16 protein-coding genes are annotated in these 24,307 nt (G+C 54.5%); 14 read left to right on the forward strand and 2 right to left on the reverse strand.

Annotated features, from left to right (window positions below; genetic code table 11):
- Positions 1 to 22: 22 nt before the first annotated feature.
- The 12 genes from galE (at position 23) to L861_RS23480 (ending at position 17,525) form a co-directional block, all read left to right on the forward strand.
- Positions 23 to 1,114, forward strand: coding sequence for a UDP-glucose 4-epimerase GalE (gene galE, locus L861_RS02450; protein ID WP_016414961.1), 1,092 nt, complete (start codon positions 23 to 25; stop codon positions 1,112 to 1,114).
- Entirely contained in the window at positions 1,111 to 2,130 is a 1,020-nt protein-coding gene (locus L861_RS23475) for a hypothetical protein (protein ID WP_144062944.1), read from the forward strand. Before galE ends, L861_RS23475 begins: the two co-directional genes overlap by 4 nt.
- Complete coding sequence (locus L861_RS02460) at positions 2,127 to 3,104, forward strand: AAA family ATPase (protein ID WP_016414963.1); 978 nt, start codon at positions 2,127 to 2,129, stop codon at positions 3,102 to 3,104. The genes L861_RS23475 and L861_RS02460 overlap by 4 nt, the downstream gene beginning before the upstream one ends.
- Complete coding sequence (locus L861_RS02465; protein ID WP_081645757.1) at positions 3,085 to 4,779, forward strand: cobaltochelatase CobT-related protein; 1,695 nt, start codon at positions 3,085 to 3,087, stop codon at positions 4,777 to 4,779. Before L861_RS02460 ends, L861_RS02465 begins: the two co-directional genes overlap by 20 nt.
- On the forward strand, positions 4,776 to 6,710 hold the full coding sequence (locus tag L861_RS02470) for an asparagine synthetase B family protein (protein WP_016414965.1): 1,935 nt from the start codon (positions 4,776 to 4,778) through the stop codon (positions 6,708 to 6,710). Before L861_RS02465 ends, L861_RS02470 begins: the two co-directional genes overlap by 4 nt.
- 2,091 nt (positions 6,711 to 8,801) lie before the next feature.
- Positions 8,802 to 9,089, forward strand: coding sequence for a PqqD family peptide modification chaperone (locus L861_RS02480; protein ID WP_021029088.1), 288 nt, complete (start codon positions 8,802 to 8,804; stop codon positions 9,087 to 9,089).
- Positions 9,090 to 9,091: 2 nt separating this feature from the next.
- Positions 9,092 to 9,571: a lasso peptide biosynthesis B2 protein gene (locus tag L861_RS02485; RefSeq protein WP_016414970.1), complete on the forward strand. Its 480-nt coding sequence runs from the start codon at positions 9,092 to 9,094 to the stop codon at positions 9,569 to 9,571.
- 41 nt (positions 9,572 to 9,612) lie between these two features.
- Positions 9,613 to 10,815, forward strand: a complete 1,203-nt coding sequence (locus L861_RS02490; RefSeq protein WP_016414971.1) for a nucleotidyltransferase domain-containing protein — start codon at positions 9,613 to 9,615, stop codon at positions 10,813 to 10,815.
- Between the two features lie 22 nt (positions 10,816 to 10,837).
- Positions 10,838 to 12,658, forward strand: a complete 1,821-nt coding sequence (locus L861_RS02495; RefSeq protein WP_016414972.1) for an ABC transporter ATP-binding protein — start codon at positions 10,838 to 10,840, stop codon at positions 12,656 to 12,658.
- Positions 12,658 to 14,634: an asparagine synthetase B family protein gene (locus tag L861_RS02500; protein ID WP_016414973.1), complete on the forward strand. Its 1,977-nt coding sequence runs from the start codon at positions 12,658 to 12,660 to the stop codon at positions 14,632 to 14,634. The genes L861_RS02495 and L861_RS02500 overlap by 1 nt, the downstream gene beginning before the upstream one ends.
- 550 nt (positions 14,635 to 15,184) lie before the next feature.
- A complete protein-coding gene (locus L861_RS02505; protein WP_144062945.1) occupies positions 15,185 to 16,423 on the forward strand; it encodes a PqqD family protein in 1,239 nt (412 codons plus the stop codon).
- A gap of 28 nt (positions 16,424 to 16,451) precedes the next feature.
- Positions 16,452 to 17,525: a hypothetical protein gene (locus L861_RS23480; protein WP_144062946.1), complete on the forward strand. Its 1,074-nt coding sequence runs from the start codon at positions 16,452 to 16,454 to the stop codon at positions 17,523 to 17,525.
- Between the two features lie 28 nt (positions 17,526 to 17,553).
- Here L861_RS23480 and tviB read toward each other — a convergent pair whose 3' ends face one another.
- On the reverse strand, positions 17,554 to 18,840 hold the full coding sequence (gene tviB / locus L861_RS02515; RefSeq protein ID WP_016414977.1) for a Vi polysaccharide biosynthesis UDP-N-acetylglucosamine C-6 dehydrogenase TviB: 1,287 nt from the start codon (positions 18,838 to 18,840) through the stop codon (positions 17,554 to 17,556).
- 35 nt (positions 18,841 to 18,875) lie between these two features.
- Positions 18,876 to 20,888 carry a polysaccharide biosynthesis protein gene (locus L861_RS02520; RefSeq protein ID WP_016414978.1) on the reverse strand — a complete coding sequence of 671 codons (2,013 nt, stop codon included), beginning with the start codon at positions 20,886 to 20,888 and terminating at the stop codon, positions 18,876 to 18,878.
- A gap of 627 nt (positions 20,889 to 21,515) precedes the next feature.
- Between L861_RS02520 and L861_RS02525 the strand changes: the two genes are divergently transcribed.
- Both L861_RS02525 and L861_RS02530 read left to right on the forward strand, forming a co-directional pair.
- A complete protein-coding gene (locus L861_RS02525) occupies positions 21,516 to 22,811 on the forward strand; it encodes an O-antigen ligase family protein (RefSeq protein ID WP_016414979.1) in 1,296 nt (431 codons plus the stop codon).
- A gap of 42 nt (positions 22,812 to 22,853) precedes the next feature.
- A complete protein-coding gene (locus L861_RS02530) occupies positions 22,854 to 24,275 on the forward strand; it encodes an MBL fold metallo-hydrolase RNA specificity domain-containing protein (RefSeq protein ID WP_016414980.1) in 1,422 nt (473 codons plus the stop codon).
- Positions 24,276 to 24,307: the final 32 nt, after the last annotated feature.

A 24,307-nucleotide genomic window follows, 5' to 3' on the forward strand; every position in this document is an offset into this window, starting at 1 on the left:
AGTCTTTAATTTGAGAGGCTGTATGCCGATTCTCGTGGTTGGTGGAGCCGGTTATATCGGCTCTCATACGGTGCTTTCATTGCTCGAAGCCGAATATGAGGTTGTGGTTCTCGATAACCTTGTCAATTCCTCATCTGAATCACTTCGGCGAGTACAAAAGTTGACCGGAAAACCTATCGATTTTGTTCATGGTGATATCAGAGACAAGAAGCGTCTTGCCCGGCTATTCCATGATTATGATGTTTCTTCAGTGATTCACTTTGCTGGACTCAAAGCGGTAAGTGAAAGTGTTCAACAGCCACTTGAATATTATGATAACAATGTGTATGGCACCTTGGCGTTGTGTCAGGCAATGCAGGTAGCTGGTGTCACCCGGCTGATCTTCAGCTCGTCCGCTACCGTATATGGTCGTGATGCCCCCGTACCTTATCAAGAGATTACACCAAGAGGCATCACTGCCAACCCTTACGGCAGTTCCAAGGCGATGGTCGAGCAGATACTGGAGGATTTATGCCGATCGGATGAGGGATGGGCGGTGGCATTATTACGCTATTTCAATCCGGTGGGCGCCCATGAAAGCGGCTTGATCGGTGAAGATCCTCAAGGCTTCCCCAATAACCTCATGCCGGTCATTGCTCAGGTAGCGGTGGGACGAAGGCCGGAGCTTGCCGTGTTTGGCAATGATTATCCGACCCCTGACGGGACTTGTGTGCGTGACTATCTGCATGTCATGGATCTGGCAGAAGGCCATTTGCAGGCCCTGGCCAGTTTGGAAACACCCGGGGTCCATATTTACAACCTGGGAACAGGGCAGGGTTACTCGGTACTGCAGATGGTGGAAGCGTTCGAGCGGGTCACGGGCCAGCCGGTTCCTAGCCGCTTCACTTCCCGTCGTGAAGGCGATCTCGCCGCCTTCTGGGCCGACCCGACCAAGGCCCAGAGAGAACTGGGCTGGAAGGCCCGCCGTAGCCTCGATGCAATGATGGCCGACACTTGGCGCTGGCAATGCCGGAATCCTCAAGGTTATTGCAGTGAAGTCGACAGGGCGAAGTCTTTCTCGAACAACATGAAGGTTATGCCAGCTGTCACCAACTCGAATAGGGATGGTTCGTGAACATGCAACAAGAAAACATACCGACCACCGAGACGCAAATTGGACATCAGGAACGTCGTGGGGTGTCTGATTCGGTTCCTCATCGATTCCACTACCGTACTTACGGCTTGCAACTGTCCTCACAGTTGGAGTTGCCGGAGCTTGCCGCAACACCGGACTGCTCCGAGCCCGATATCGATATTCTCACCCCTGAGATATCTGAAGTGATGGAGGATGCAAGCCCCAATGGGCCATGGGTACAGGTCGCCGAGGAACGTTGCCAGTTGTTGGTCGAGGGGGTTGCCCGCTATCGGATTGAACAGGGGCGGCGCATCCTGGTAGATCGCCGTGTACCCCATGCGGAAGGTCGGTTGCCAGTGGCCGGGGATGTACGGCTATATCTGCTGGGTGCTGCGCTGGGAGTACTGCTCCATCAGCGGTATTACTTGCCGCTGCATGTCAGTGCACTGCAAACGCCTGCCGGGGTGTGGGCCTTCACTGGCCATTCGGGCGCGGGCAAGTCCACCCTGGGTGCCTGGCTGCATTATACCCAAGGCTGGCCAATGGTCAGTGACGATGTGGCGGTGATCAAGCCGGAAGATGAGCAACCGATCCTCTACCCTGGTCCTGCGCGGCTTAAGCTTTGGAAGGATGCCTTGGCTGCGCTGGATATCGACCGGCATGGCTTGGTACGAGATCTGACACGTGCCGATAAGTACCACCTCATGCTGCGAAAGGGCTTCCAGGCTGACCCACAGCCGCTACGGGCGCTGGTGGTTCTGGAGCGGGCGGAGGAGGGTGAAGCCGCATGCCTTGAGCCGGTCACGGGAGTGGCGGCCTTCAAGGTGGTGATGGCATCGCTTTACCGCCCGGAACTGGGCAAGGAGTTCAATGGCCCGGCACGGTTGTTGCACGAGAGTGCCCGCCTGGCAGACCGGATCGGAGTTTACCGCTTCCGCAGGCCATGGTCGCTCGATGAGATGGATACCAGTATCGAGCCTCTGTTGCAGCATATAGAGGGAACTTCTTTATCATGACTGAAGCCGTTAAGACTGAAACCATGTCGATCCCGGACATTCTTTGCGATACCGAGCAAACGTTTGGATTGGACGTCCCTTGGCCTGTTCCCGCTTTCAGCCTGGCCAAGGCCCATGTCCCGGAGCCGGACCCGGCCTTTCAGTTTGTGCCGGATGTCGTTCGGGCCATCCTGATGGGGTTCGCGCACAATCGCAGGGTATACGTCCACGGCGCTCACGGCAGTGGAAAGTCCTCGCATATCGAGCAGGTTGCAGCACGCCTTAACTGGCCTTGTGTCCGCGTGAATCTGGATGGACATATCACCCGGGCTGACCTGATTGGTCGCGATATGGTGGTGCTTCGTGACGGGCAGCAGGTCACGGAGTTTGTCCCCGGCATCTTGGTGTGGGCCCTGGAGCGTCCTGTCGCCCTAGTGTTCGATGAATATGACGCAGGGCGCCCAGATGTCATGTTCGTCATCCAGCGGCTCCTTGAATCCCAAGGTCGGCTGACCCTCCTCGACCAGAACCGCGTATTGACACCGCATCCCGCCTTTCGGCTATTCGCGACCGCCAACACTGCCGGCCAGGGCGACGCATCGGGTCTTTATGCCGGCACCCAGGCCTTGAACCAGGCACAAATGGACCGCTGGCATGTGGTGGTGGAACTTGGCTATATGCCCGCCGCACAGGAGCAGGCGATCCTCCAGGCCCGACTGCCAAGTCTTGACTCCGATCGGGTCAAAAGCATGGTGGCACTGGCCGGCCTTTGCCGCCAAGCCTATGGTCAGGGCGATCTGTCCACACTCGTATCCCTGCGCACCCTGATCACCTGGGGCGAGAATATCGGTCTGCTGAATGATCCCGCAGAAGCTTTTCGTCTGGCGTTTCTGAATCGTTGTGACGAAACGGAACGCCCTCTGGTGGCCGAGTTTTTCCAACGCTGTCTCGATGCTGAATTGATCCAGAGTTCCTATGTCTCGGACTTCTATTGAGCCCCCTCGAGTCGAGGGATTGATGGAGGCCTGGTGCCGGACCTACGGCCAGGACCGCCCGTTGACCTGCTTCCCTGGGCCGATTGCCCCGTTCTCCGTGAGGAGTCGCAAGGAGTCGGACGCGCAGGCCGCTTGGCAGCGCTGGCACGATCCGAGAGAGGATCTACGCTTCACCGACATCGAATGGTCTTGGTATGCCGTTCTGGAGCGAGCCCGGGTGGAGACCATGGCCAGTGAGCACCTGCCGGGCATGGCGCGTAATCTCGGTCACCTGAAGGCATTGTCCCCGGTTGATCCCGGGATGGCTCGCCTCTACCTGGCCGCTCGGCGCATCTTCGATGGCCAGGCCGATATTGGCACTGCCATCCTGGTGCGAGAGGAGGAACCCAAGAGAAGGATGTTGCCACGGCCTTCGCTGAAAGGATGGCGCTTGTCGTGGCAGTCGGCTCCGGTGACTCGAGAAGCCATGTCGAAGCCACTGACCGATGCTGACGTCATCGAAGGGCTAGGAGCGGCAAGACGTGTGTTGACCGATGGGGGGCGCTTCGCCGAGGTATTGCACCCACTAATACAGGCATTGGTGGATTTCCATGGCCATGGCAGCCAAGACAATCCAGCGCCGAATTCAGCGCCTTCCGACGATACGATGCTGGACGCCGACTCGAGCTCGGATGCGGAACACCCGGATGCCGATCTCGAGCGCTCCGGTGGCCAACGTCAAGATCCGGTTTTCACCAAGGCTTTTCCTGACTATATCGTGTTCACCCGCGACTGGGATGAAGAACATCTCGCCACTCGCTGGTACCACCCCGACGACGCGGCGGCTCTCAAGGCTTTGAATACCCTTGATCGCCAACGAGTTCGACAACTCGCACATCGCCTGCAGCGCCGGTTGCTGGCCGCTCGACTGCGGCATTGGACTTTCGACCAGGAGGAGGGGGTTCTGGATAGTCGAAGGCTGGCGCGTCTGGTCGGAACAAAACCGAGCCATAGGGTTTTCCGGCTCGAAAACGAAGCGCCGGTTCCCGAGGCTTGCGTCACCCTGCTGGTCGATCAATCCGGTTCCATGCGCGGGGTGCGTCGACATATGGCAGCTTTAGCCATCGACCTTGCGGTACATACCCTGGAGGTCTGCCAGGTGCGGTGTGAAGTACTTGGCTATACCACCCGCTTCAGTGCTGACAACCCGGTAAGCCAGCGGTGGCGTAAGACGGGTTGTCATGGTTCGCCGGGGCGGCTCAATGCCCTGCGGCATATTCTGTACAAGACTGCCGAGCAACCCTGGCGCCGCGCTCGCCCCCTGTTGGGGCTCCTGCTGCGTGAGGGTTTTGGCCACGAAAATATCGATGGCGAAGCGCTGCACTGGGCGGCACGACGCCTGATGTATCGGCCTCAGATGCGCAAGGTGCTGGTGGTCCTCTCGGATGGCGCTCCTCATGACGAGGACACGGTGCGCGCCAATGGCCGCGAATTTCTGGATAACCACCTGCGTGCGGTGATTGCCGAGATTGAATCCAGTCCCATCCACCTGGTGGCTATCGGTACCGGTCAGGATGTGGGACGGTTCTATCGTCATGCCGTGACCGTACGCCGTCCCGAGGCGGTTGCCGAGGTTTTATTCGAGCGTCTTGGTGATCTGCTCACCCAGGCCCAGCCTGGCAGGAGCATGATATGAGTGCGATTGCAGGAATCTTCCGTTCGGATGGCCGCCCTGTGGATCGAACCACGCTGGAGCGCATGCAAGCACTACTAACGCCGTACGGAAAGGATGCCCAAAATCACTGGTATCAGGGGTCTGCTACGTTGCTGCGCACACTGCTACGTACAACGCCGGAGGACTGCCTGGATCACCAGCCACTGGTCGATGCCGTTAGTGGCACCACTGTGGTCTTCGACGGTCGGTTGGACAATCGGGATGAAATTGCCAAGGCGCTAGACTTGCCCGCTGCAGAAACAGCCTTGATGGCTGATAGCGCCCTTGTTCTGCGCGCGTGCCTGCGCTGGGATACCCAGGCCGTCGAGCACTTGCTGGGCGATTTCGCCCTGGCCTGCTGGCAGGCGCCGCGGCGCCGGCTCTGGCTGGCCCGTGATCCCTTGGGGACACGCCCTTTGTTCTGGCATCAGCAGCCTGGGCGCTTTGCGTTTGCGACCATGCCCAAGGCCCTATTTGCCATCCCCGGCATCACCAAGGCCCTATGCGAGGAACGCCTGCACGATTACCTGTGTTTGTTGCCGATGACCGGACCGGAATCATTTTTCAAGGACGTCTACAGGATTGAGCCGGGTCACACGCTGGTTCTCGAAGACGAGCAGGTCACCACACACCGCTATCACCGTTTCGATGCGGAACGTGAAATCCACTTGCCCAGCGACGATGATTATCTGGAGGCCTTCAGAGAGCAGTTGGAGCGGGCGGTGGCTTGCCGTCTGCGGGCCATCGGTCCGGTTGCCACTCACTTGAGTTCCGGGTTTGACAGCTCCACCGTCACGGCCGTTGCCGCACGCCAACTGGCGGAACGTAACGCCCCGTTGCTGGCGTACACCGCCGTTCCCCGCAAGGGATTCGCCGGGCCAGTGCCGAGGGGCCGGCACGCCGACGAGGAGCCCGGTGCGCGGGCGCTCGCGGCACGCTTTGCCAATATCGAGCATATCCTTATTCGCACCGACGGCACTTCACCGATCGATAGCCTTCGAGAAGATACCGAAGCCATGGATCGAGCTCCCTTCAATCCTTGCAACATGGTCTGGGTCAATGCCATTCGTGCCGATGCCTCCCGACGCGGTGCCAAGGTCCTGCTTAGTGGCACAATGGGTAACTTGACGATTTCCTACGATGGCGCACCGTATCTACCGGCACTGCTTGGGCGCGGGCAGTGGTTGACGTGGTGGCGGGAAAATCGGGCCCTCAATCGCCGCTTGAACGTCCGTTGGCGCCGATTGCTGAAATACTCTCTTGCCGCCTATACCCCGGTCGCACTGTGGACGGCGTTCGAAAGATATCGCGGGCGAAAGTGGGATGTCACTGCGCATTCGGCCATCCACCCGGCCTTTATGGCACGTATGCGCACCAGCGAGCGTGCCAGACAATCTGGCTGGGATCTCAGCTACCGCCCTTGGGCAAACGGCCGGCGCATGCGCATCGCGGGACTCACTCGTTTCGACAATGGCGACTATTATTCTGCCGCCAATCTGGGGGGGGTGGAGTTGCGTGATCCTACCGCCGATCGGCGTTTGATCGAATTTTGCCTCGCCGTGCCGGATTCTCAGTATCTACGTGAAGGGAAGGCGCGCTGGTTGCTTCAGCGACTTATGGGTGATGTTTTGCCGCCGGAGATCCTGGACGTGCGCACTAGGGGGTTACAGGCTGCGGATTGGTACGAGGACACGGGCCGGGCATTACCCCGCCTGCGTGAAGAACTCGCCCAACTCATGGCCCATGGTAACGCCGGAGACTACTTGGATCTGGAATCCCTTGAGCGGGCGCTGGAAGACTGGCCAGAATCTGGCTGGGGAAGTTCAGAGATCGAGAAAACATATCGTCTCAAGTTATTGCGTGGTTTGTCGGTAGGTGCTTTTATCCGCTATGCTGACGAAGGCAATGAATAATTTGCAGGGAGTTAAGTGTAGTAGATAACAATAATAATACTTGAGTAGTAAGTGCAGTAATGCTGGTAGCAAGAAGTATCCTTAAAAAACTGCCATTAATAAGGAGAATTTCCATGCTAGAGTTGAAGCATGCAGGGGGGAAGGGCGAGTATGTTCCTCCCGCCGTTTTGCAACTAGGGTCATCAGCTGACATTACAGCGGCTGGGACGGCTATGAACTCTGATGATGGAGAAAATCCAGACACGGCTTTTGACGGGGTGACCAGCCCATCCTAAGCGAGGTTGTCTAGTCTTACCTTCGCATTGAAAATGTCCACGTGCAGCACGATGCTTATGTGTTGCACGTGAGCAGGCGGAAGCTGGCAAGCATTCCACGTGAGGAGCCGGAGGCCACGAAAATTCATAGCCTTGAGTTTTTTCTGCGGCCTACAAAAAAGGAGAGCAACTATGAGAGAGTTGAATGATTCGGGGAGGAAGGGAGAGTATACCCCTCCCATCGTGTTGCGACTGGGATCAACGGAGGCCATGACAACTGGCCAAGTTCAAACGAATTCCGATGATGCAATCAGTCCGGACAATGCCTTCCCGAATCCGACAGGCCCATCTTGAGTTGTTTTTAATAATGCTTGCGCGTGCATGATGCTCATGGACGCGTAAGCGTTACTATTTTCGTTAGACGACAAGATCCAAGAGTTGGTACTGTTGCATGCCTCAAAGCTTGGTATTGCAGAGATTATGCCAGGGGGCTCCCGAGCACATGATTCTCTAGTCTAGGTGGATGAGGCGCGAGGCAAGCATTCACAGATGGATTGGGTCAGGCTGGAGAACCTCATGGGAAAACTTTTCACGGTGAGTGATCCAAGAGCTTTTAGTAAGTGTGTTTTTGTTCTATGTTGAGAAAAGCAACCATTGGTTGCTGAGACGTAATGTGCGAAAGAAAGTACACGATAAGTACCACAAATATAATGATTGAAATGTATTATTGTCACCATTGGTTTGTGTATAAGGAGAACTATAATGCGAGAACTAGATAAGGCAAGGGGAAAGGGTGAGTATGTCCCACCTATTTTATTACGACTGGGGTCATCGGCTGACATCACCGCTGCCCAAATGCAGGCGAATTCCGATGATGGAGTCAATGCCGACAACGCTTTCCCAAACCCGACAGAGTCATCTTGAGCCTATTGCGTAGGGTTGCAGAAAAGCTCGCGTACAAAATGGGTTCATGTTTTGTGCGCGAGCACTGTTTTTATCTGGGGTGCTGACTGGGTCCTGTCTCATGGTACCTTGGGATTATTCTCGTAATAGAAGTGGCGGGTAGGCTTGTCTGATAACTGCAATACAATTTTCCACGCTTACTATGGCTTTTGCCTTATCTTGTTACTCATGATCCTGACCCGATCGTTGCGGATAGTCGACCTCCCGTTACATTCCCTGGTCTGCCAGGTGTCCGGGATGTCATGCTGGCTTTCGTATCCAAATTCGTCAGCAAGTCCAGGCGCATGACGGTTGTCCTCATCTACTGGGGGCTGCTAATCTTTCCCAGCAGACATTGTCTAAAAGGTGAGGGAGCTTGTTGTCTCACAAGTTGTTCTTTGTTTTGTTGTGAGGTGCTTTTATACGCTATGCTGAAAAAGCAATTGGTAAGCTGCAGGGGGTGAATGGAACAGACATGATATGGAAAACACTGCTTGAGCAGTAGTATAAATAATGCTGATAGTCCGTGGTACCGATACAATCGCAAAAAGGAGAATGTGTATGCCTGAGTCGAAAGGTACAGGAGGGAAAGGGGAGTATGCTGCACCTGTCGTGTTACGACTGGGCTCATCGGCTGTCATAACCGCTGCCCAAATGCAAGCGAATTCCGATGATGCAATCAGTCCCGACAACGCCTTCCCGAACCCGACAGAGTCATCCTGAGTTTCATTATAAAGTTTTAAAAAGCTCGCGTACGCCACTGATAGTCATGTGTTGTACGCGAGTCCCAACTTTCTTCCCGGCAGGCGGTTGACCTCTATCTAATAGTCTTTAGGTATTATGCCCATACTGAAAATGGGGTAGAGGCTTGCCTGACAACGACGATATATTTCCTATGCCTACTATAAGTTCTGCCTCACTTGTCACCCGTAACCCGGATTTGGTTGCAGCGAACATTGATGGCGATGTGGTGATGATGAGTATCGAGCAGGGGGAGTACTACGGGATCACTGGCGTCGGTTCTCGTGCCTGGGAGTTGCTTGCCTCACCGATTGCCGTGGTGGATATCGCACGTGTGATTTGTGCCGAGTATGATACTGATGAGGTCACTTGCTTGGCCGATATGCAGTCCTTCGTCGAGGAGTTGCTTCAGCTCGGCCTCGTATCGGTTGTCAAGCAATAGGTATGCTGAGCACGTTTCAGCGTAAGGCCGCCAATTTCACGCGCCAACCCTATTTTGCTCAGCTCTGGTTTGTTCCGGTCTGGTGTCTCCTCGGCCTTAGCAAGGCAGTAATTTTCACGGTTTCCTTCCGTCGCTTGGCACCGTATTTGGGTAGTGCGGTTGGTATTACGCCTTGGGTCCCTCTGCTGGCTCCCGCTCAGGAGGCCCGTGCCCTGAAGATTGGCCGAACTATTCGACTGGCTGCCCGTTGCACACCTTGGACCTCCAATTGCTTTCCACAAGCAGTCGTTGCACGCCTGTTACTGGGGTTCTATCGGCTTCCCTATGCCCTGTACTTCGGGCTGAAGCGCGATCCTGACACAGGGGAGTTCAAGGCCCACGCCTGGGTCGCTGCCGGTCGGGTGTCCGTTACTGGTGGCACAAGCTTCGGCCACTATACGGTAGTCAGTTGTTTCGTTTCACCACAACTGGCTGACACGTAGCAATCAGGCATTTTGCGGTGATGAGAAAGGACTGCCTTCCAATGTCTGCCATACCCAAATCTGCTTCCTTGCTGGCCCCATCGCTGCAGCTTCTGGTCCTGCTCTCCCGACTGAAGCTTTCTGACACGCAGGAAAAGGCCGCTCTGACCCTTTGCCAGCGGATTGATGACTGGTCGCAGGTCTCCCACCAGGCTCAGCAGCGTTTTGTACTGCCGCTGGTATATCGACATTTGCGTCGGCTTGCTCCTGAGACCCTTTCACCACTGCAGTTGGATACCATGAAGCACCAGTGTATGGCTGCGGTTCAGCACAACATGTTGGTGATTACTGCGCAGCGAAAGCTGGTCAGGGATCTGTTGCTTCCCTTGGACATTCGCCATCTGTTCTTCAAGGGACCAGCCTTGGCGGCGCGCTACTATGACGAACCGGCGATGCGCTTTTCACGCGATATCGACGTCTTGGTGCCTCGTAATCGAATGGTCGAGTTGCTCGAAGTCGCCTTGGACCGTGGATATATCCCGCATGATCCGAAGCAGCCACAAACGGATCGTACCAGTCTGGTTTTTCTGGCTCGCGTACAAGGGGTCATAACTCTGCTAACTCCCCAGGGGGTCGCGATTGAATTTCATCAGCGTATAGACAATACCGGTACGATCTACGATACGAGCGAGCTGCTCTCCAGTGCTGAGCCGATGAGGCTAGGGGATGCCGAGATATCCGTCATGCCAACGGCGGAGCTATTCGTCTATATCTGCCTGCACCATACCAAGCACTTCTGGTCGCACCTGCACTGGTTGGTGGACCTCGATGCCATTCAGCGTCACCCAACGTTCGATCTGGATACGGTGCGCGCCTATGCCGCGCGGCGAAACCTGACGGCGACTGTTGAGGCATGCCTGGATTTCTATCGGGCAATGTCGGCTCCCGAGCCATGGCGGTACCAGCCGAACTCCGAGCATGGTGGTGAACTGCTCGTGGCGAGTCTGGCGGCGCTCAAAGGAGGGCTGGCGAAGGAGCTGGAAATGCACAAGAAAAAGGCCACCCCGGACTTCTCCTTTGCCTGGCAGGCCAGAACTACCCATTGGCTGCGATGGCAGGTGCTGGGCTGGCTTCGGCTATTTCGTCCCAGCTATGCCGATTACAAGAGCTGGCCGCTGCCACCGCGCTGGCAATGGCTCTATCGTGTCACTCGACCATTCCGGGAGCTAATCGCGCGAGTGACTCCCGGTTCCACCGCTAAATGACCTTCTTGTTATGTGAGCGTCTATGAGCCGCGCCTATAAGATACTTGCCCCGCTGCATACCCTGCGTCGCATTCTACCACTGCTCTGGCAAAGCAGTCGCAAGTGGACGCTGTTGAGTACCGTGCTGATGGCATTGGAAGTGGCCTTCGGCCTGGCCGTGCTGTATTTGCTCAAACAGTTGGTGGATGTGGTCACCGAGCTACTCGGCAGCGATGCGGCTGCCGAAGGTGTAGGACCAGTATTATGGTACGTGGTCTTGACCGGAGGCTGTACGCTGGCTTTTCTGGCCTCTCGCGCCATGTCGAGTTTGGCGAGGGAGGCTCAGGGGCTGCTGGTAGCGGATTATATCGATCAGGAAATACATTCGCGCGCAGTACGCGCCGACTTGGCCTTCTACGAGAGTCCACGCTATTTCGACACCTTGCAACGGGCTAGACAGACGGGGAATCAGCGTCCGGTACAAGTCGTTGGAAACTTGATGATGTTGATCAAGAACAGCCTGATGCTGGCCGCCATCGTGGTACTGATTGTCACCATCAATTGGCTGTTGCTACCGGTGCTGTTGGTTGCCATCGTGCCGGCGCTGCTGGTTCGAATTCACTTCACCCGCTACCTCTACGAATGGCAGCGCCAGCGTACCCAGATGGAGCGACGCGCCAGCTATCTTGACTGGCTGATGACCTCCGATATCCATGCCAAGGAGCTGCGCCTCAACCAGTTGGGCGATTACCTGCGCCAGAGTTATGCCGATCTACGGGGGTTAATCCGCGGCGAGCGCATGCGGATTACCCAGCGTCGGACACGAGTGGAGTTGGCCGTGGGGAGCATTGCCACGATTGCCTTCTTCAGTGCCCTAGCGTACCTGGCCTGGTTAACGGCGGAAGGGCGTAATAGCGTCGGCGATCTGGTGCTGTTCCTGCTGATCTTTCAGCGTGCCCAGTCCATGGGTCAGGAACTGGTTCAGGAGATCGCCAAGCTATACGAAGATCACCTATATGTAGGGCTGTTGTTCGAGTTTCTCGATATTCGTCCGGCAATTGCCGAACCGGAACATCCAGTGCCGGTGCCGGCTCAGTCGCGGGAGGGCATTCGTTTCGAGCAGGTGGGGTTTCAATACCCTGGCACCGACAAAATGGTATTGCGTAATATCGACTTGAGCATTCGCCCGGGTCAGATTGTCGCCTTGGTGGGCGCCAACGGATCCGGCAAGACATCGCTGATCAAATTGCTCTGTCGGCTCTATGATCCGACGTCGGGTCGGATCACCCTGGATGGAGTGGATATTAGAGAGTACGGCCTGGAAGAGTATCGTCGAGTATTCAGCGTGATCTTCCAGGACTATGGGCGTTATGCGGCCACGGTGCGAGAGAATATCCGCTTCGGGGATATTCGCCAGCCTGTCGATACGCCATCGGTCGAGGAGGCCGCGATCAAGGCAGGTGCCGACCCGTTCATTCAGGGACTTACAGCTGGTTACGATACTCCTTTGACCCGCATGTTCGACGATGGTCAGGAGATCAGCATCGGTCAGTGGCAAAAAATCGCCTTGGCGCGGGCTTTCATGCATCGCTCCAACGTGATCATTCTCGACGAGCCGACCAGCGCCCTTGACCCCGGGGCAGAGTTCGAGCTGTTCGAAAACTTTCGCGAGCGTATCGACCATCGTGCCGCCCTGGTGATCAGTCACCGGCTGTCGACGGTACGCATGGCGGATTACATCTATGTGCTGGATCAGGGGGTGGTTTGTGAAGAGGGAACACATGAGGAACTGATACGACAACAAGGTATGTATTGCGACCTGTTCAGTCGACAAGCCTATCACTATCGGAAGGTTGAGGTCTGATGAGCGGCCTGTGTGGCATCATCAAATTCGACGGCTCGCCCGTCGATCGCGCTGAAGTTGAGCGCATGGCCGCTAGAGCCGCCCATCGCGGGCCGCATGGCATTCATTATTACTACCAGGCTGGGGTTGGTTTGGCGTGTCTCTCGATGGACCCAACCAGTGACGGAACCGGTGCATGTCGCCCTGTGGTGGCAGGCGGTGAGAGGGTGGTGTTCGTCGCCGACGCACGCCTGGACAATCGCGATGAGTGCCAACAGTGGGGCTCACAAGCTGCCGTCATCTCCAGTGGAACATCACAAGATGGCGCGTTACCCATAGATGCTGAGTTGATGCTTGGTGCATTACTTGCTGATGGCGAACGTAGACCCGGGCGTCTGGTCGGTGATTATGCTTACGCACTATGGGATGCCGAGCGTCTCGAACTGCGCCTGTCGCGAGATGCAATGGGCATGCGCTCGCTCTACTACCGTGTTGAGCTTGGGCGTGTTTTGTTCGCGACCGAGGTCAAACAGATTCTGGCCGCAAACAATGCTCCGCGGCGTCTCAATGAGCAAGCAGTCGCTTGGCATCTCGCCGGCATGCAGACGCCTCCCGGTTGTGTATTTTATGAAGGTATTGAAGAGGTCAAACCTGGCGAGGAAGTGCTCATCAACATGCTAGGCCATGTTCGTCAACGTACTGTGTGGCACCCCGATCCTGACAAGCGAATTCGCTATCGTGATGAGCGTGAATATGCAGAGCACTTTCGCGAGTTGATCGTTGACGCCATGCGCTGCCGGCTACGGGCACGGGGTCGAGTGGGTGTGAGCCTGAGCGGGGGGATGGATTCCGGCACGATCGCCACAGTTGCCGGTTGGCTGGTCGAGCGAGGGGAAAGTACCTCTAAAGTATGCGCCTACAGCTGGGCATTCAACGAGTTTTTCGGGTGCGATGAGCGCGAGAATAGCTACCGCATGGCAGACCGCTATGGCATTCCGATACATGAAATACCCGCTGAGGAAACCAGACCCCTGGTTAATGATGCTGCTCATGAGCCTGATGAAGATGATCCTTTTATGATGATGTATCAAGCGTTTGTCTCCAGAGGCCTATCTACTGCAGCCGCTGATCGAATTACCGTCATGTTCTACGGTGACCGGGGTGACATGATCTGTGGTAATTTCTTGAGTGATATTCCTGGCATGCTGAGTGCAGGGCTTATTTCCCAAGCATATCGTGAGTTATTGCTATTATCTCGCATTCATGGGCAATCAAGAATATCTAGCGTATCGCGTTACATTTTACGCCCAACGATTGCTAGCGTTGTACCTCCACGGGTCATCAGCAAGTATCGTCGTAAAGTCCTGTGGTTGAGATTGCTTGCAGCGAGGAAAGACGATATTCATGCTCATCAGCTAAGAGCAGGACCTGGTGGTAGGGTCGGCATGCATGTGCGCAATAGTTTTCTGGATCGCGCGAAGTTACCGCTGCAAGATCCGATTTATGCTGCGGCTGCGGTCTGGAAGCAAGCTGCGGTCCGGCAGCGCTATATTTGCATTTTCGCACCATTTCTTACACGTGGCTTGATTTATAATGAAAGGGAATGTGCAAAATACGGGATTGAGTATAGTGACCCTTGGAGCGATCGTCGTATTGCTGAGTTTATCCTTGCTTGCCCCCAGCACTACGTAAACCGAGCTACTGAGCCTAAACGCATCGCGAGAAGGGCGATGCAAGGGATAATGCCTGACGATGCTATCAGGTCTGCTCGAAAGACATCTCCATCTCCTTTGTATGAAGAGGCGCTCCGTAACCAAGCTTACGCAAAGGTGATGCAGCTTATCACGAATAGTTGCTGTAAAGAGCGTGGTTATATTGATGAAGTTATGCTCCAAAAAAAATTCTCTGATTTTGTTCATGGTAAGACCCCTTACTTTGATATATGGTCAATTATTTCGCTTGAGAAGTGGTTGAAGAAATATTGGTGTCAGCTGTAGATTTTTCTCATGAATATTGTGGTCGGCATTTTCTGATGCTGGGGTGAAGCAATAAAGGAAAGCCTGGAGAGGGAAATTGATGTTTTGAGCAATGATTGACACGCTTATCCAGTCGCAATTCTCATTGTTATCGCATCACCTTTGGCATCTTCGTCTTGTTCGAGTCATACTATCCATGGGTTTGTTTTTCGCACTCGTGGTATTTCTGGGTATTGCTTTTCTAGTGCGTTGCTAGGTACTATATCCATGTTGATTTTTTCCTATAATGTAGCATAATTTTTAATGGTGGGCCGTGTTGAGTCAACTTTAAATGAGTTGACTTGACAGTGATGTTGCAGCTGCAGCACGAATGCTGAGGTGATCAAAATGAAAATGGATAAGCAGCCCATCCGCAAGCCATATACTGCCCCACAGTGTAAGGCTTGGGGTAAAGTGTCAGATATCACAAAAGTAGGTTTTACCAACCCCGGTAACGATGTTAGAGGGGGTAGCATCAATCCACCAGGACACGAAGATAATCCTGGGCTTGGCACTTGAAATTATAGATTAAGTGGCTTTGCGATCCCTTCTTGATTCACTTGACGCCGCTTTGCTCATTGATGGGCAAGGCGGTGCTTTTGATTCCATTCTATCGCTGATGCGTCACGCTGATGAGCGTTTTGCCTTGATGTCATTGGCCAGAGCTATATCTACTAATCCTCTATGGACGAAAATGGATTCTGCATGTTTAGTTGGCCGAGTTCATCCAGTTCTTCTGCTTGCTGCATTTGGTGACTTTAGTCGTGATGAGAGCGAACGATTGAAAGACCTGTCCACCCTGCTTCATCGTTTTTCCTGTCGTCATCGATATATTGATTACTTCGCAGCCGAGGCTGCTGCCGAAAATTTGGCCAAAATGCTGATGATGCGTTTTGGAAAAGAAGCACTTAGGCATTTCCGGTTCACAGCTATTCCCCGTGGTGGGTGGATTATTCTCGGCATGCTTTCGTATATTCTTAACCTGCGACCTGAACAGCTGATAGCTGAAAGATCAGGGGGTGGTCCAGACTTCGAGGCGTTAGTGATAGTAGATGACTGCGCCTTGTCCGGTGTTCGCTTTCGACAATTCTTGGGAAAAATTGACGATGCGAAAGTTATTTTTTGCCCATTGTTTGCACCTGCTGAGCTTTGTCGTGCCATCGAGGATGCGGAACCGAGAGTCGAAGCCTGTATCAGTGCGGAAAATTTGTATGATTTTGCTCCTGAACGACTCGGTGAAGGCTATTCCCAGTGGTGTGCTGCTCAGCGAGAGCGAAGGGGAAGTTACGGCTACTGGGATGGCATCCCTGAGCATATTGCGTTTTCTTGGTGCGAGCCGCAAACGAAATACTGGAACACCGAAACCGAGCGATACGAGGCCAGCTGGAATTTGGTACCGCCCCAGTTATGTCTCAAGCAACGCTGTTCTGCGGGAAACCCGGAACTGGCGGATGAAGGGGGGCTAGATGGGTTAACTTTAGTGGCTGATGGCCCCGGCCCCCTGCGTGTTGCAGACCGTGTGTTGTGGACACAGATCGATTCGGCAATCGCGGTTGCGCGGATGCCGGAAGACGCGGCACGGACTACCCCGTGTTTTCGACTTGAGGGTACAGCGGCTGACATGTGGCGCTGTGTGCTTGAGCATGGAACTCTCGAAGGCGCAGAGTCGGCGCTTCTCCTGCGCTACGACGTTGAGCCTGTAACGCTTCGGCATGATCTGGCCGCATTCGTCTCAGATCTTGAGAACAACGGCGTCTTGACGCGCCGTTAGCGCAAATCACATCCTCTGTGAGGAAGCCGTGGCGAGCATAAAACAACACCGATACTATATCTACGGTCTCTGCCTGGAAACCGATTACCGCTTCCGTACGCCCATGACCGTGGCGCCACCCGAGACGAAGGCGGAGCTGCTCTTCTTCTGTGTGCCTGTCACCCATGGCTGCCACTTGCCGGCTGACGACTGCTTTTATCTGAGTCCGGACAAGAACAGCCGAGGAGAAAGTCTGGTCCAGCTATATGCAACTCCGTCGGGCTATATCATGCGCTTTCCCCATGTGGCTGACTTTCTGTTGAGCCCGGGTGAGATCGTTTGCCAATTGTGTGACCCCAAGTTCGACTATATGGTTGAGATCTGTTTGCTGGGTCATGTCTTGTCCTACTATTTGGAGCTTTCCGGTGTAGCCGCCATTCACGCCGGTGCGGTTGCCGTCGACGAGCGGGCAGTGCTGTTCGCCGCGGATCGTACTGGTGGCAAGAGCACGTTGGTTGCTTCGATGGTCAAGGCCGGCTTTCCGTTGCTCGCCGATGATATTGCGGCACTCGAAGAGCGAAGCGGAATGGTCGCATGCCGGCACGGGTTTCCGCAGTTGAAGCTCACCTCCGAACAGGCGCTGCGCTTTGCGGGACATGCCGATGGTTTTCCGCTGGTGCACCCGGCCTTCGATAAACTGAGTGTTCCCGCCCAACAGGTGGGGAAGGTTGCCGTAGCAGCGCTTCCAGTCGCTCGTGTCTATTTGCTGGAACGCCACGCATTCGACACCCGCGTCGATCATGATGTCGAGGTGCAGATAGAGTCAGTCGCTGCAGGGGAAGTGCTTATCCAGCTTGTTCGATACGCTTTCCTTGCAGAGGTCCTCGAAGGTCATGGGGGCCACGGATGCTTCTTTCGCGGCGATGGCAATGATCACAGTGCTGAAACGGGGGGCTTGCGCGCCAGTCGATTTCACCGGTTGGCCAGGATCACGCGGGGCGTGGCGGTGAAACGGCTGCGCTATCCTTCAGGGTACGATCTGTTGCCGCAGGTTCACGCCGCCGTACTCGCTGACCTGAACTTGCCATCACACGTCATTGCAGCAGCCGCTATGGCGAGATGAACCCCGAACCTTCGTGACTCCTTCGTAATTAAAGTCTCAAATCCGCATCACCATTACCCAACATGTACTTGAGATCATAGAGCACGTGCTCGGGCTTGCCCCAGGTGCGAATGCGGGTAGTGCCAAGATCACGGAATTCGCGGTGGGCAACGGCAAGGATCACGGCGTCATAGGCACCGTCCTGTGGGTAGTCGACCGGCCGGATGCCGTATTGAAGTACTGCATCGTCGATATTGGCATGGGGGTCGTAGACATCCACGCTGACATTGAAGTCGGCCAGTTCATGGATAATGTCAATCACCCGAGTGTTGCGTAGGTCGGGACAGTTCTCCTTGAAGGTCAGACCCAGTATCAGCACTCGCGAGCCTTGTGCGTGAATGCGTTGCTTGATCATCTGCTTGACCAGTTGGCCAGCCACATAGGCACCCATGCCATCGTTAATGCGCCGACCGGAGAGGATGACTTCCGGGTGGTAGCCGACCTGCTGAGCCTTGTGGGTCAGGTAATAGGGGTCGACCCCGATGCAGTGGCCACCCACCAAGCCAGGGCGGAAGGGCAGGAAGTTCCACTTGGTACCGGCTGCCTGCAACACTTCTTCGGTGTCAATGTGCAGACGATTGAAGATCATCGCCAGTTCGTTGATCAGGGCGATATTCACGTCGCGCTGAGTATTTTCGATGACCTTGGCCGCTTCGGCGACGCGGATGGAACTGGCCTTGAAGGTACCTGCAGTGATGACCGATGCGTAGAGTTTATCGATAAAATCAGCTACTTCTGGGGTCGAACCTGATGTCACCTTGCGAATGGTGGTGACACGATGTTCCTTGTCACCCGGGTTAATGCGTTCGGGGCTGTAACCGGCGAAGAAGTTGACATTGTAGCTTAGCCCCGAGACCCGTTCGATGACTGGGATGCATACTTCTTCGGTAGCGCCGGGATACACCGTGGATTCGTAGATGACTACATCACCCTTGTTCACGACTTGGCCAACGATCTCGCTGGCCTTGATCAAGGGCGTCAGGTCAGGGCAATGCTGATTATCGATCGGTGTGGGAACTGTCACGATATACACATTGCATTGATGTAACGCCTCTACTTCATGGCTGAAACTTAACTGATTCGCCTGTCGGAGGTGGTCTTGTTCAACCTCTAGGGTCACATCAATGGCATCGTTGAGTTGAGCGATACGCTGGCTATTGATATCGAATCCTACGGTTGGTATGTGCTTGCCGAACTCTACCGCCAGCGGAAGCCCGACATAGCCTAGGCCGATGACTGCCACGTGAACCTTTTTCAGATCCAGTGTCATATCCATGTTCCAGTTTCCTCGCAACAATCAGGTGAAAGGGATCACAAGTGGGTACCACCTTTGGCCAGCGACACAGCGGATACTTTGAGCAAGTCTGTGTTCATATCGGCCTGTTCGGTCGGGCTGGATCGAAGGGGCTTGATGGCTCGGACAGCCGGTACGTCGCATTCCTGCCATACCAGGTCAGCGATCGGGCCTGCTGGGTGATAGGCGGTCGGTGCCTGTTGCAATAACTGACGGATCCATTCGTGCTGAGCGTTGGACACGGCCATATAGAGCTGTTGCAGATAAGCATTAAGCTCCGGCCATCCCCAAAACGTTTCGTCGGCGGTCATGATTCTGGGGTGGACGGTCTGGGTCACGTTTTCCCCGATGAGAAGTTCTTCGTAGAGCTTTTCTCCGGGGCGCAGGCCGCTATAAGTTATGGCAATATCACCCCCGGGATTGTCCTCGGTAATCATCTCGAGTCCCGACAGGCGTATCATCTGACGAGCCAACTCGGCGATCTTGACCGGTTCGCCCATGTCGAGCACGAAAACATCCCCACCACGCCCCATGGCGCCGGCCTGGATTACCAACTGGGCGGCTTCGGGAATCGTCATGAAGTAGCGGGTGATCTCCGGGTGGGTCACCGTGATTGGCCCGCCCGCCTTGATCTGTTGGTAGAATAACGGCACCACCGAACCGGAGGAGCCCAGCACATTACCGAATCGCACCATACAGAAGCGTGTGGTCTGCTGGTGATTGGCCAATGCCTGACAGATCAGTTCAGCTAGACGCTTGGTGGTGCCCATCACATTAGTGGGGCGGACTGCTTTGTCCGTGGAGACGAGAACAAAAGTTTCCACATTACAATCGATTGCCGCACGAGCTATTTCCAAAGTGCCATAGACATTGTTGCGAATGCCTTCCACAACATTGTGCTCCACGATGGGTACATGCTTGTAGGCAGCTGCATGATAAATGGTTTGGACTTGGAAGGTGCGTATCAGGGCTTCCATACGTGGGCGTTGTTGCACGGAGCCGAGCAATGCCTTGATTGATATCGTCAGATTTTGTGACTGAATGAGTTGTCGTAGTTCATTCTCGATGCTGTAGAGCGCATATTCGCAGACCTCTACCAGCACGAGATACCGAGGTTGTTGTGTAATTATTTGCCTGCAAAGCTCAGAACCAATCGAACCTCCGGCTCCTGTTACCATGACCACCTTTCCACGGATATTAGCATCTAACAGTGCCTGATTGGGTGGAATAGGATCTCTTCCCAGAAGATCTTCGATAGCAATATCGCGAATTTCGTTTATACGGGCGCGTCCAGAAACAACATCATCCATTCCCGGTATTGTCTGCACTGGTATCGGTAAGGTTTCGAGTGACCTCAATATCTCACGACGCCGGGCTCTTGTGGTGCTTGGCATGGCGAGTAATATACGATCAACCCCGTAGTATGCGACAAGACGAGGCAGATCATTCGGAGAGTAAACCTTCAACCCCTCAACGAGTGTGCCATGCATGCCACGCCAGTCATCGATGAAGGCAACGGGGACATACTCACAGCCGTGACTCAAGGAGGTGGCCAAATGAGAGCCAGCAGCGCCAGCGCCATAAATCACGATACGAGTCTTATGACGCATTAGGCTGTGTAGGTAAATACCGCGAAGAAAGAAGCGGATGCCACCTACCGTCAGCAATCCCAGCATGGCATAGATGGAAGGGACCGTGATGGGATGAACCAAGCCTAGGAGGTGGCTAGTGATCCCGAGAGCTATGGCAGATACTGCCACGCCAGCCAAGACGACTTGCAAGGCCTTCAGGCTGATGTAGCGTATGACGGCACGATAGAAGCCCAGCCATATGAAGATCAATATAGTGATAGGAGCTGTTACTGTCAGCGCAAACCATGTATTCCACTCGAAGATTGGCGACCAATTATCCAGCCGCAGCATCATGGCGCCCAAGAAACTCCCAGCTAGAAGAATGATATCAACCATTACTTGAATGATCCGCTTTTGCCTGCGCGGCAAACGGAATAACTGTTCCATCGTCTGGATCATCGCAACATCCCTTTATAATTTCTTGCCATTAGAATTAGGATTGTTTCATATGTATTTTTTGCCTATTTCATTACAGACCTAATTTTATTAGGAATATCATGGGGGTGGGCTGGTGGCGTGTTTTTTATGGCGTTTTATTTCAACTTTTTAGTGGTAACTCAATGTTAATTACCTTGTAAGGCTAAGATAAAAACCCAACTCTCCCAAGTTGAATTTTCTAATGGGTTGTTTTGAGAGATGGGCAGGATAATGAGTGATGGGAGTGATGGGGAGTGCTTTCCGAAGTAATGAAGAAAGTCATTTTTAAGTATGCAATGATTAAGAAAGGCTGGAGACTGAAGTGTTGAATCAATCTATTGTATGATATGTTTAATTTTCCAAGCCTGATTGCTATTCATTTTTTGGGTTTTATCCATTTTATTATCGATTCATGATCCCATGACAAAAGTTTTGAGAAGATAGTGATAGATAACTCATCTGATGTGATGAGACGTCTATTTCTGGAGAGAAACGCCAAGCAGTCTAGCTGGAGCCATGCCCGGTGCTACGCTATAAAATATCGGGTGATAGATACCAATAAAACGCTGGTGGAATTCAACATACCAGTTCATAGCAGGATATGGACGCATGATGGTGGATGGGAAATGGTTGCCGGTATCCCCCCTTTGGCAGCGTCTTAATACCTTGCTGCTGTTCGCTTTTGTTGCGCTGTTGATTGTGGTGCCCTGGGGATACGCAGTGGTGCCGCTGTTGGTAGCGATAGTGGCGCTGATGGGGTGGACGGACTCTCTCGGCCCTGGAAGGCGATTATGTGGCCTTGATGGCCAGGACGTGGGATGGTGTCTGACGTTGCTGACATTTGGTGGGGTATGGCTGCTCGATGTATGGCGCACTGGCTATTGGCCAGTTGGTGAGGGTAACCAAGGAGTGGCGTTACCGCTGTGGCCTCTCTTGGCAATATTGCTGTTGATCTGGCTGCGTCGCTATCCACCGTCGATAAAAGGCTGGTGGCTGAGTGTTGGGTGTGCCGCATTGACCGTTGGAGCCATCGCGCTCTTTGAGCGGTGGGTACTAGGTCACGATCGTGCCAGCAATGGCATCAATTCGATCCCGTTTGGCAACCTATCCTTGCTGATGGGAGTCTTGTCATTGGTTGCGCTGTTATGGTTGATGGAACGGCAGCAGCGTACTCGTCACTTTCATGTCGTTTGGCTGTACTTGGCCTTGGCTGCTGTATTGGCTGGCATGATGGCATCGTTGCTTTCCGGCACACGAGGAGGGTGGATCGCGATGCCGTTGCTGTTATGGCTGATTTTTCGGACCTATCGTGAGGTGTTGTCCCAGATGCATCTTCGCCTTGCTGGGGGCGCGATCCTTGGTCTTGTGCTGTTGGTGGCGTTGTTACCGCAGTCGGGTGTGACGCAGCGGTTGGTTGAGACGGCAGTTGACATACAGCAGTACTGGACTGGAGAGAGCGCTGATGGTTCTATCGGAGTGCGTCTGGAATTGTGGCGAGGGGGCGCGGTGCTGTTTTCACAAGCCCCTCTGGCGGGTTGGGGAGAGGGGCGAATGGAGGTTGCTCGTGATGATATGGTGGCTGAAGGAGCATTGGATAAGGGCGCCAGCCTGCATGATCAGCTGCATAGCGATATCATCGATACCGCAGCTCGTCGGGGTTTGCTGGGATTGATGGCGCTGGGAATGTTGTATGGGGTGCCATTATGGTCGTTTGCCCAATTCCTCCGACATTCCGATCCCGATATTCGTGCCTTGGCGCTGGCGGGTGTACTCATTCCGGTGGCCTTCATCGATTTCGGCCTGACACAATCCATGCTGCGAGATGTGCGGGGTTTGGCCGGTTATCTTGGGTTGAGTATAGGGTTGTGGGCAGTGCTAAAAGGGAGAATAAATAGAGTAAACTGATGTCTTGATGCCATGAATCGATATCGCCAAAGGGAGTTGGCCATGCCGGACCTTCGTTTCACCCATCATGGCGCCGTGAATGGTGTCACCGGTAGTTGCCATCAGTTGCATATCGATGATCGGCGCTCGATATTGATCGATTGCGGCCTGTTTCAAGGCGATGAAGCGGGTAGCGAAGACGGCATGGCACGTCACCGTATCGAGTTCTCGTTGCAAGGTGTATTGGCCCTGGTGGTGACTCATGTCCATATCGATCACATCGGCCGCTTGCCCTATTTGTTCGCCGCTGGCTTCGAAGGGCCGATCTTGTGTAGTCAACCTTCCGCAAGGCTACTGCCACTGGTAATAGAAGATGCCTTGCGCGTAGGGTTCACCCATGATCGCGATCTGATCGAACGTTTTCTTGAGCGCGTCAATCGGCAGATCGTTCCCTTGGCATACCGTGAGTGGTATGTACTACTGGATGATGAGCAATCCCTGGTCAAGATCAGGTTGCGCCGCGCTGGCCATATCCTAGGCTCGGCTTATGTCGAAGCGGAGGTCTTCGACAAGGCAAGCCGGCTCTCGCAACGCATCGTGTTTTCCGGCGATCTGGGAGCGCCGTATTCACCGTTGCTGTCGGCACCGGAGGCTCCGTATGGTGCTGATGTGGTGGTATTGGAAAGTACCTACGGCAATCGGCAACATGAGGATCGCCGTCATCGACGACAACGCCTGCAATCCGCCATCGAGCGAGCACTGGCAGACGGCGGCACGGTGTTGATTCCTGCATTCAGTATCGGGCGCACCCAAGAACTTCTCTACGAGTTGGAAGGCATCATCCACCGTGCCAGGGGAAAAGGGGATAGCGCGTCAGGGTATTGGGATCGCCTCGAGATCATCGTCGATTCACCCCTGGCATCGCGTTTTACTCGTGTCTACCGTGAGTTGGAACCATTCTGGAATGAGGAAGCTCACCGGCGTGTGCATGCTGGGCGTCATCCGTTGGACTTCGACAGCCTTTATACCGTTAACTCACATGAGGATCACGAACGGACCGTCGCTTATCTGGCTGAAAGCTTACGCCCAGCGGTGGTCATCGCGGCAAGCGGCATGGCGGCAGGCGGGCGTATCGTCAACTATTTGAAGGCGATGCTCGAGGAGCCACGCCACAATGTGCTGTTCGTCGGCTATCAAGCAGCGGGAACGCCGGGACGTGCCATTCAGGAATATGGCCCAAAAGGCGGTTGGGTAGAACTGGAGGGCAAGCGCTATACCGTTCGTGCTGGTGTCGAGAGTCTGGGTGGCTACTCGGCGCATGCCGATCAACGCGATCTGTTGAATTTCATTCGTCGCATGCAGCGCTGGCCACGTGAAGTGCGCTTGGTACACGGAGACAATGATGCCAAGCAGGCCTTGAAAAAAGCGCTACGACGTATGGCCAGGGAGAGGGGGCAGCGACTCGATGTGATGGTGCCGGAATGATGTCATGTCCAGGCCAATGACTTCTGGCATGG

The sequence above is a fragment of the Litchfieldella anticariensis FP35 = DSM 16096 genome (genome assembly GCF_000409775.1).
Lineage (GTDB): Bacteria > Pseudomonadota > Gammaproteobacteria > Pseudomonadales > Halomonadaceae > Litchfieldella > Litchfieldella anticariensis.

Coding starts and splice junctions, on each gene's coding strand:
- L861_RS02525 (WP_016414979.1), top strand. CDS start 21,516: ATGATGGTGGATGGGAAATGGTTGCCGGTATCCCCCCTTTGGCAGCGT.
- L861_RS02485 (WP_016414970.1), top strand. CDS start 9,092: ATGCTGAGCACGTTTCAGCGTAAGGCCGCCAATTTCACGCGCCAACCC.
- galE (WP_016414961.1), top strand. CDS start 23: ATGCCGATTCTCGTGGTTGGTGGAGCCGGTTATATCGGCTCTCATACG.
- L861_RS02495 (WP_016414972.1), top strand. CDS start 10,838: ATGAGCCGCGCCTATAAGATACTTGCCCCGCTGCATACCCTGCGTCGC.
- L861_RS02520 (WP_016414978.1), bottom strand. CDS start 20,888: ATGATCCAGACGATGGAACAGTTATTCCGTTTGCCGCGCAGGCAAAAG.
- tviB (WP_016414977.1), bottom strand. CDS start 18,840: ATGGATATGACACTGGATCTGAAAAAGGTTCACGTGGCAGTCATCGGC.
- L861_RS02530 (WP_016414980.1), top strand. CDS start 22,854: ATGCCGGACCTTCGTTTCACCCATCATGGCGCCGTGAATGGTGTCACC.
- L861_RS02465 (WP_081645757.1), top strand. CDS start 3,085: ATGTCTCGGACTTCTATTGAGCCCCCTCGAGTCGAGGGATTGATGGAG.
- L861_RS02490 (WP_016414971.1), top strand. CDS start 9,613: ATGTCTGCCATACCCAAATCTGCTTCCTTGCTGGCCCCATCGCTGCAG.
- L861_RS02480 (WP_021029088.1), top strand. CDS start 8,802: ATGCCTACTATAAGTTCTGCCTCACTTGTCACCCGTAACCCGGATTTG.
- L861_RS02470 (WP_016414965.1), top strand. CDS start 4,776: ATGAGTGCGATTGCAGGAATCTTCCGTTCGGATGGCCGCCCTGTGGAT.
- L861_RS02500 (WP_016414973.1), top strand. CDS start 12,658: ATGAGCGGCCTGTGTGGCATCATCAAATTCGACGGCTCGCCCGTCGAT.
- L861_RS02460 (WP_016414963.1), top strand. CDS start 2,127: ATGACTGAAGCCGTTAAGACTGAAACCATGTCGATCCCGGACATTCTT.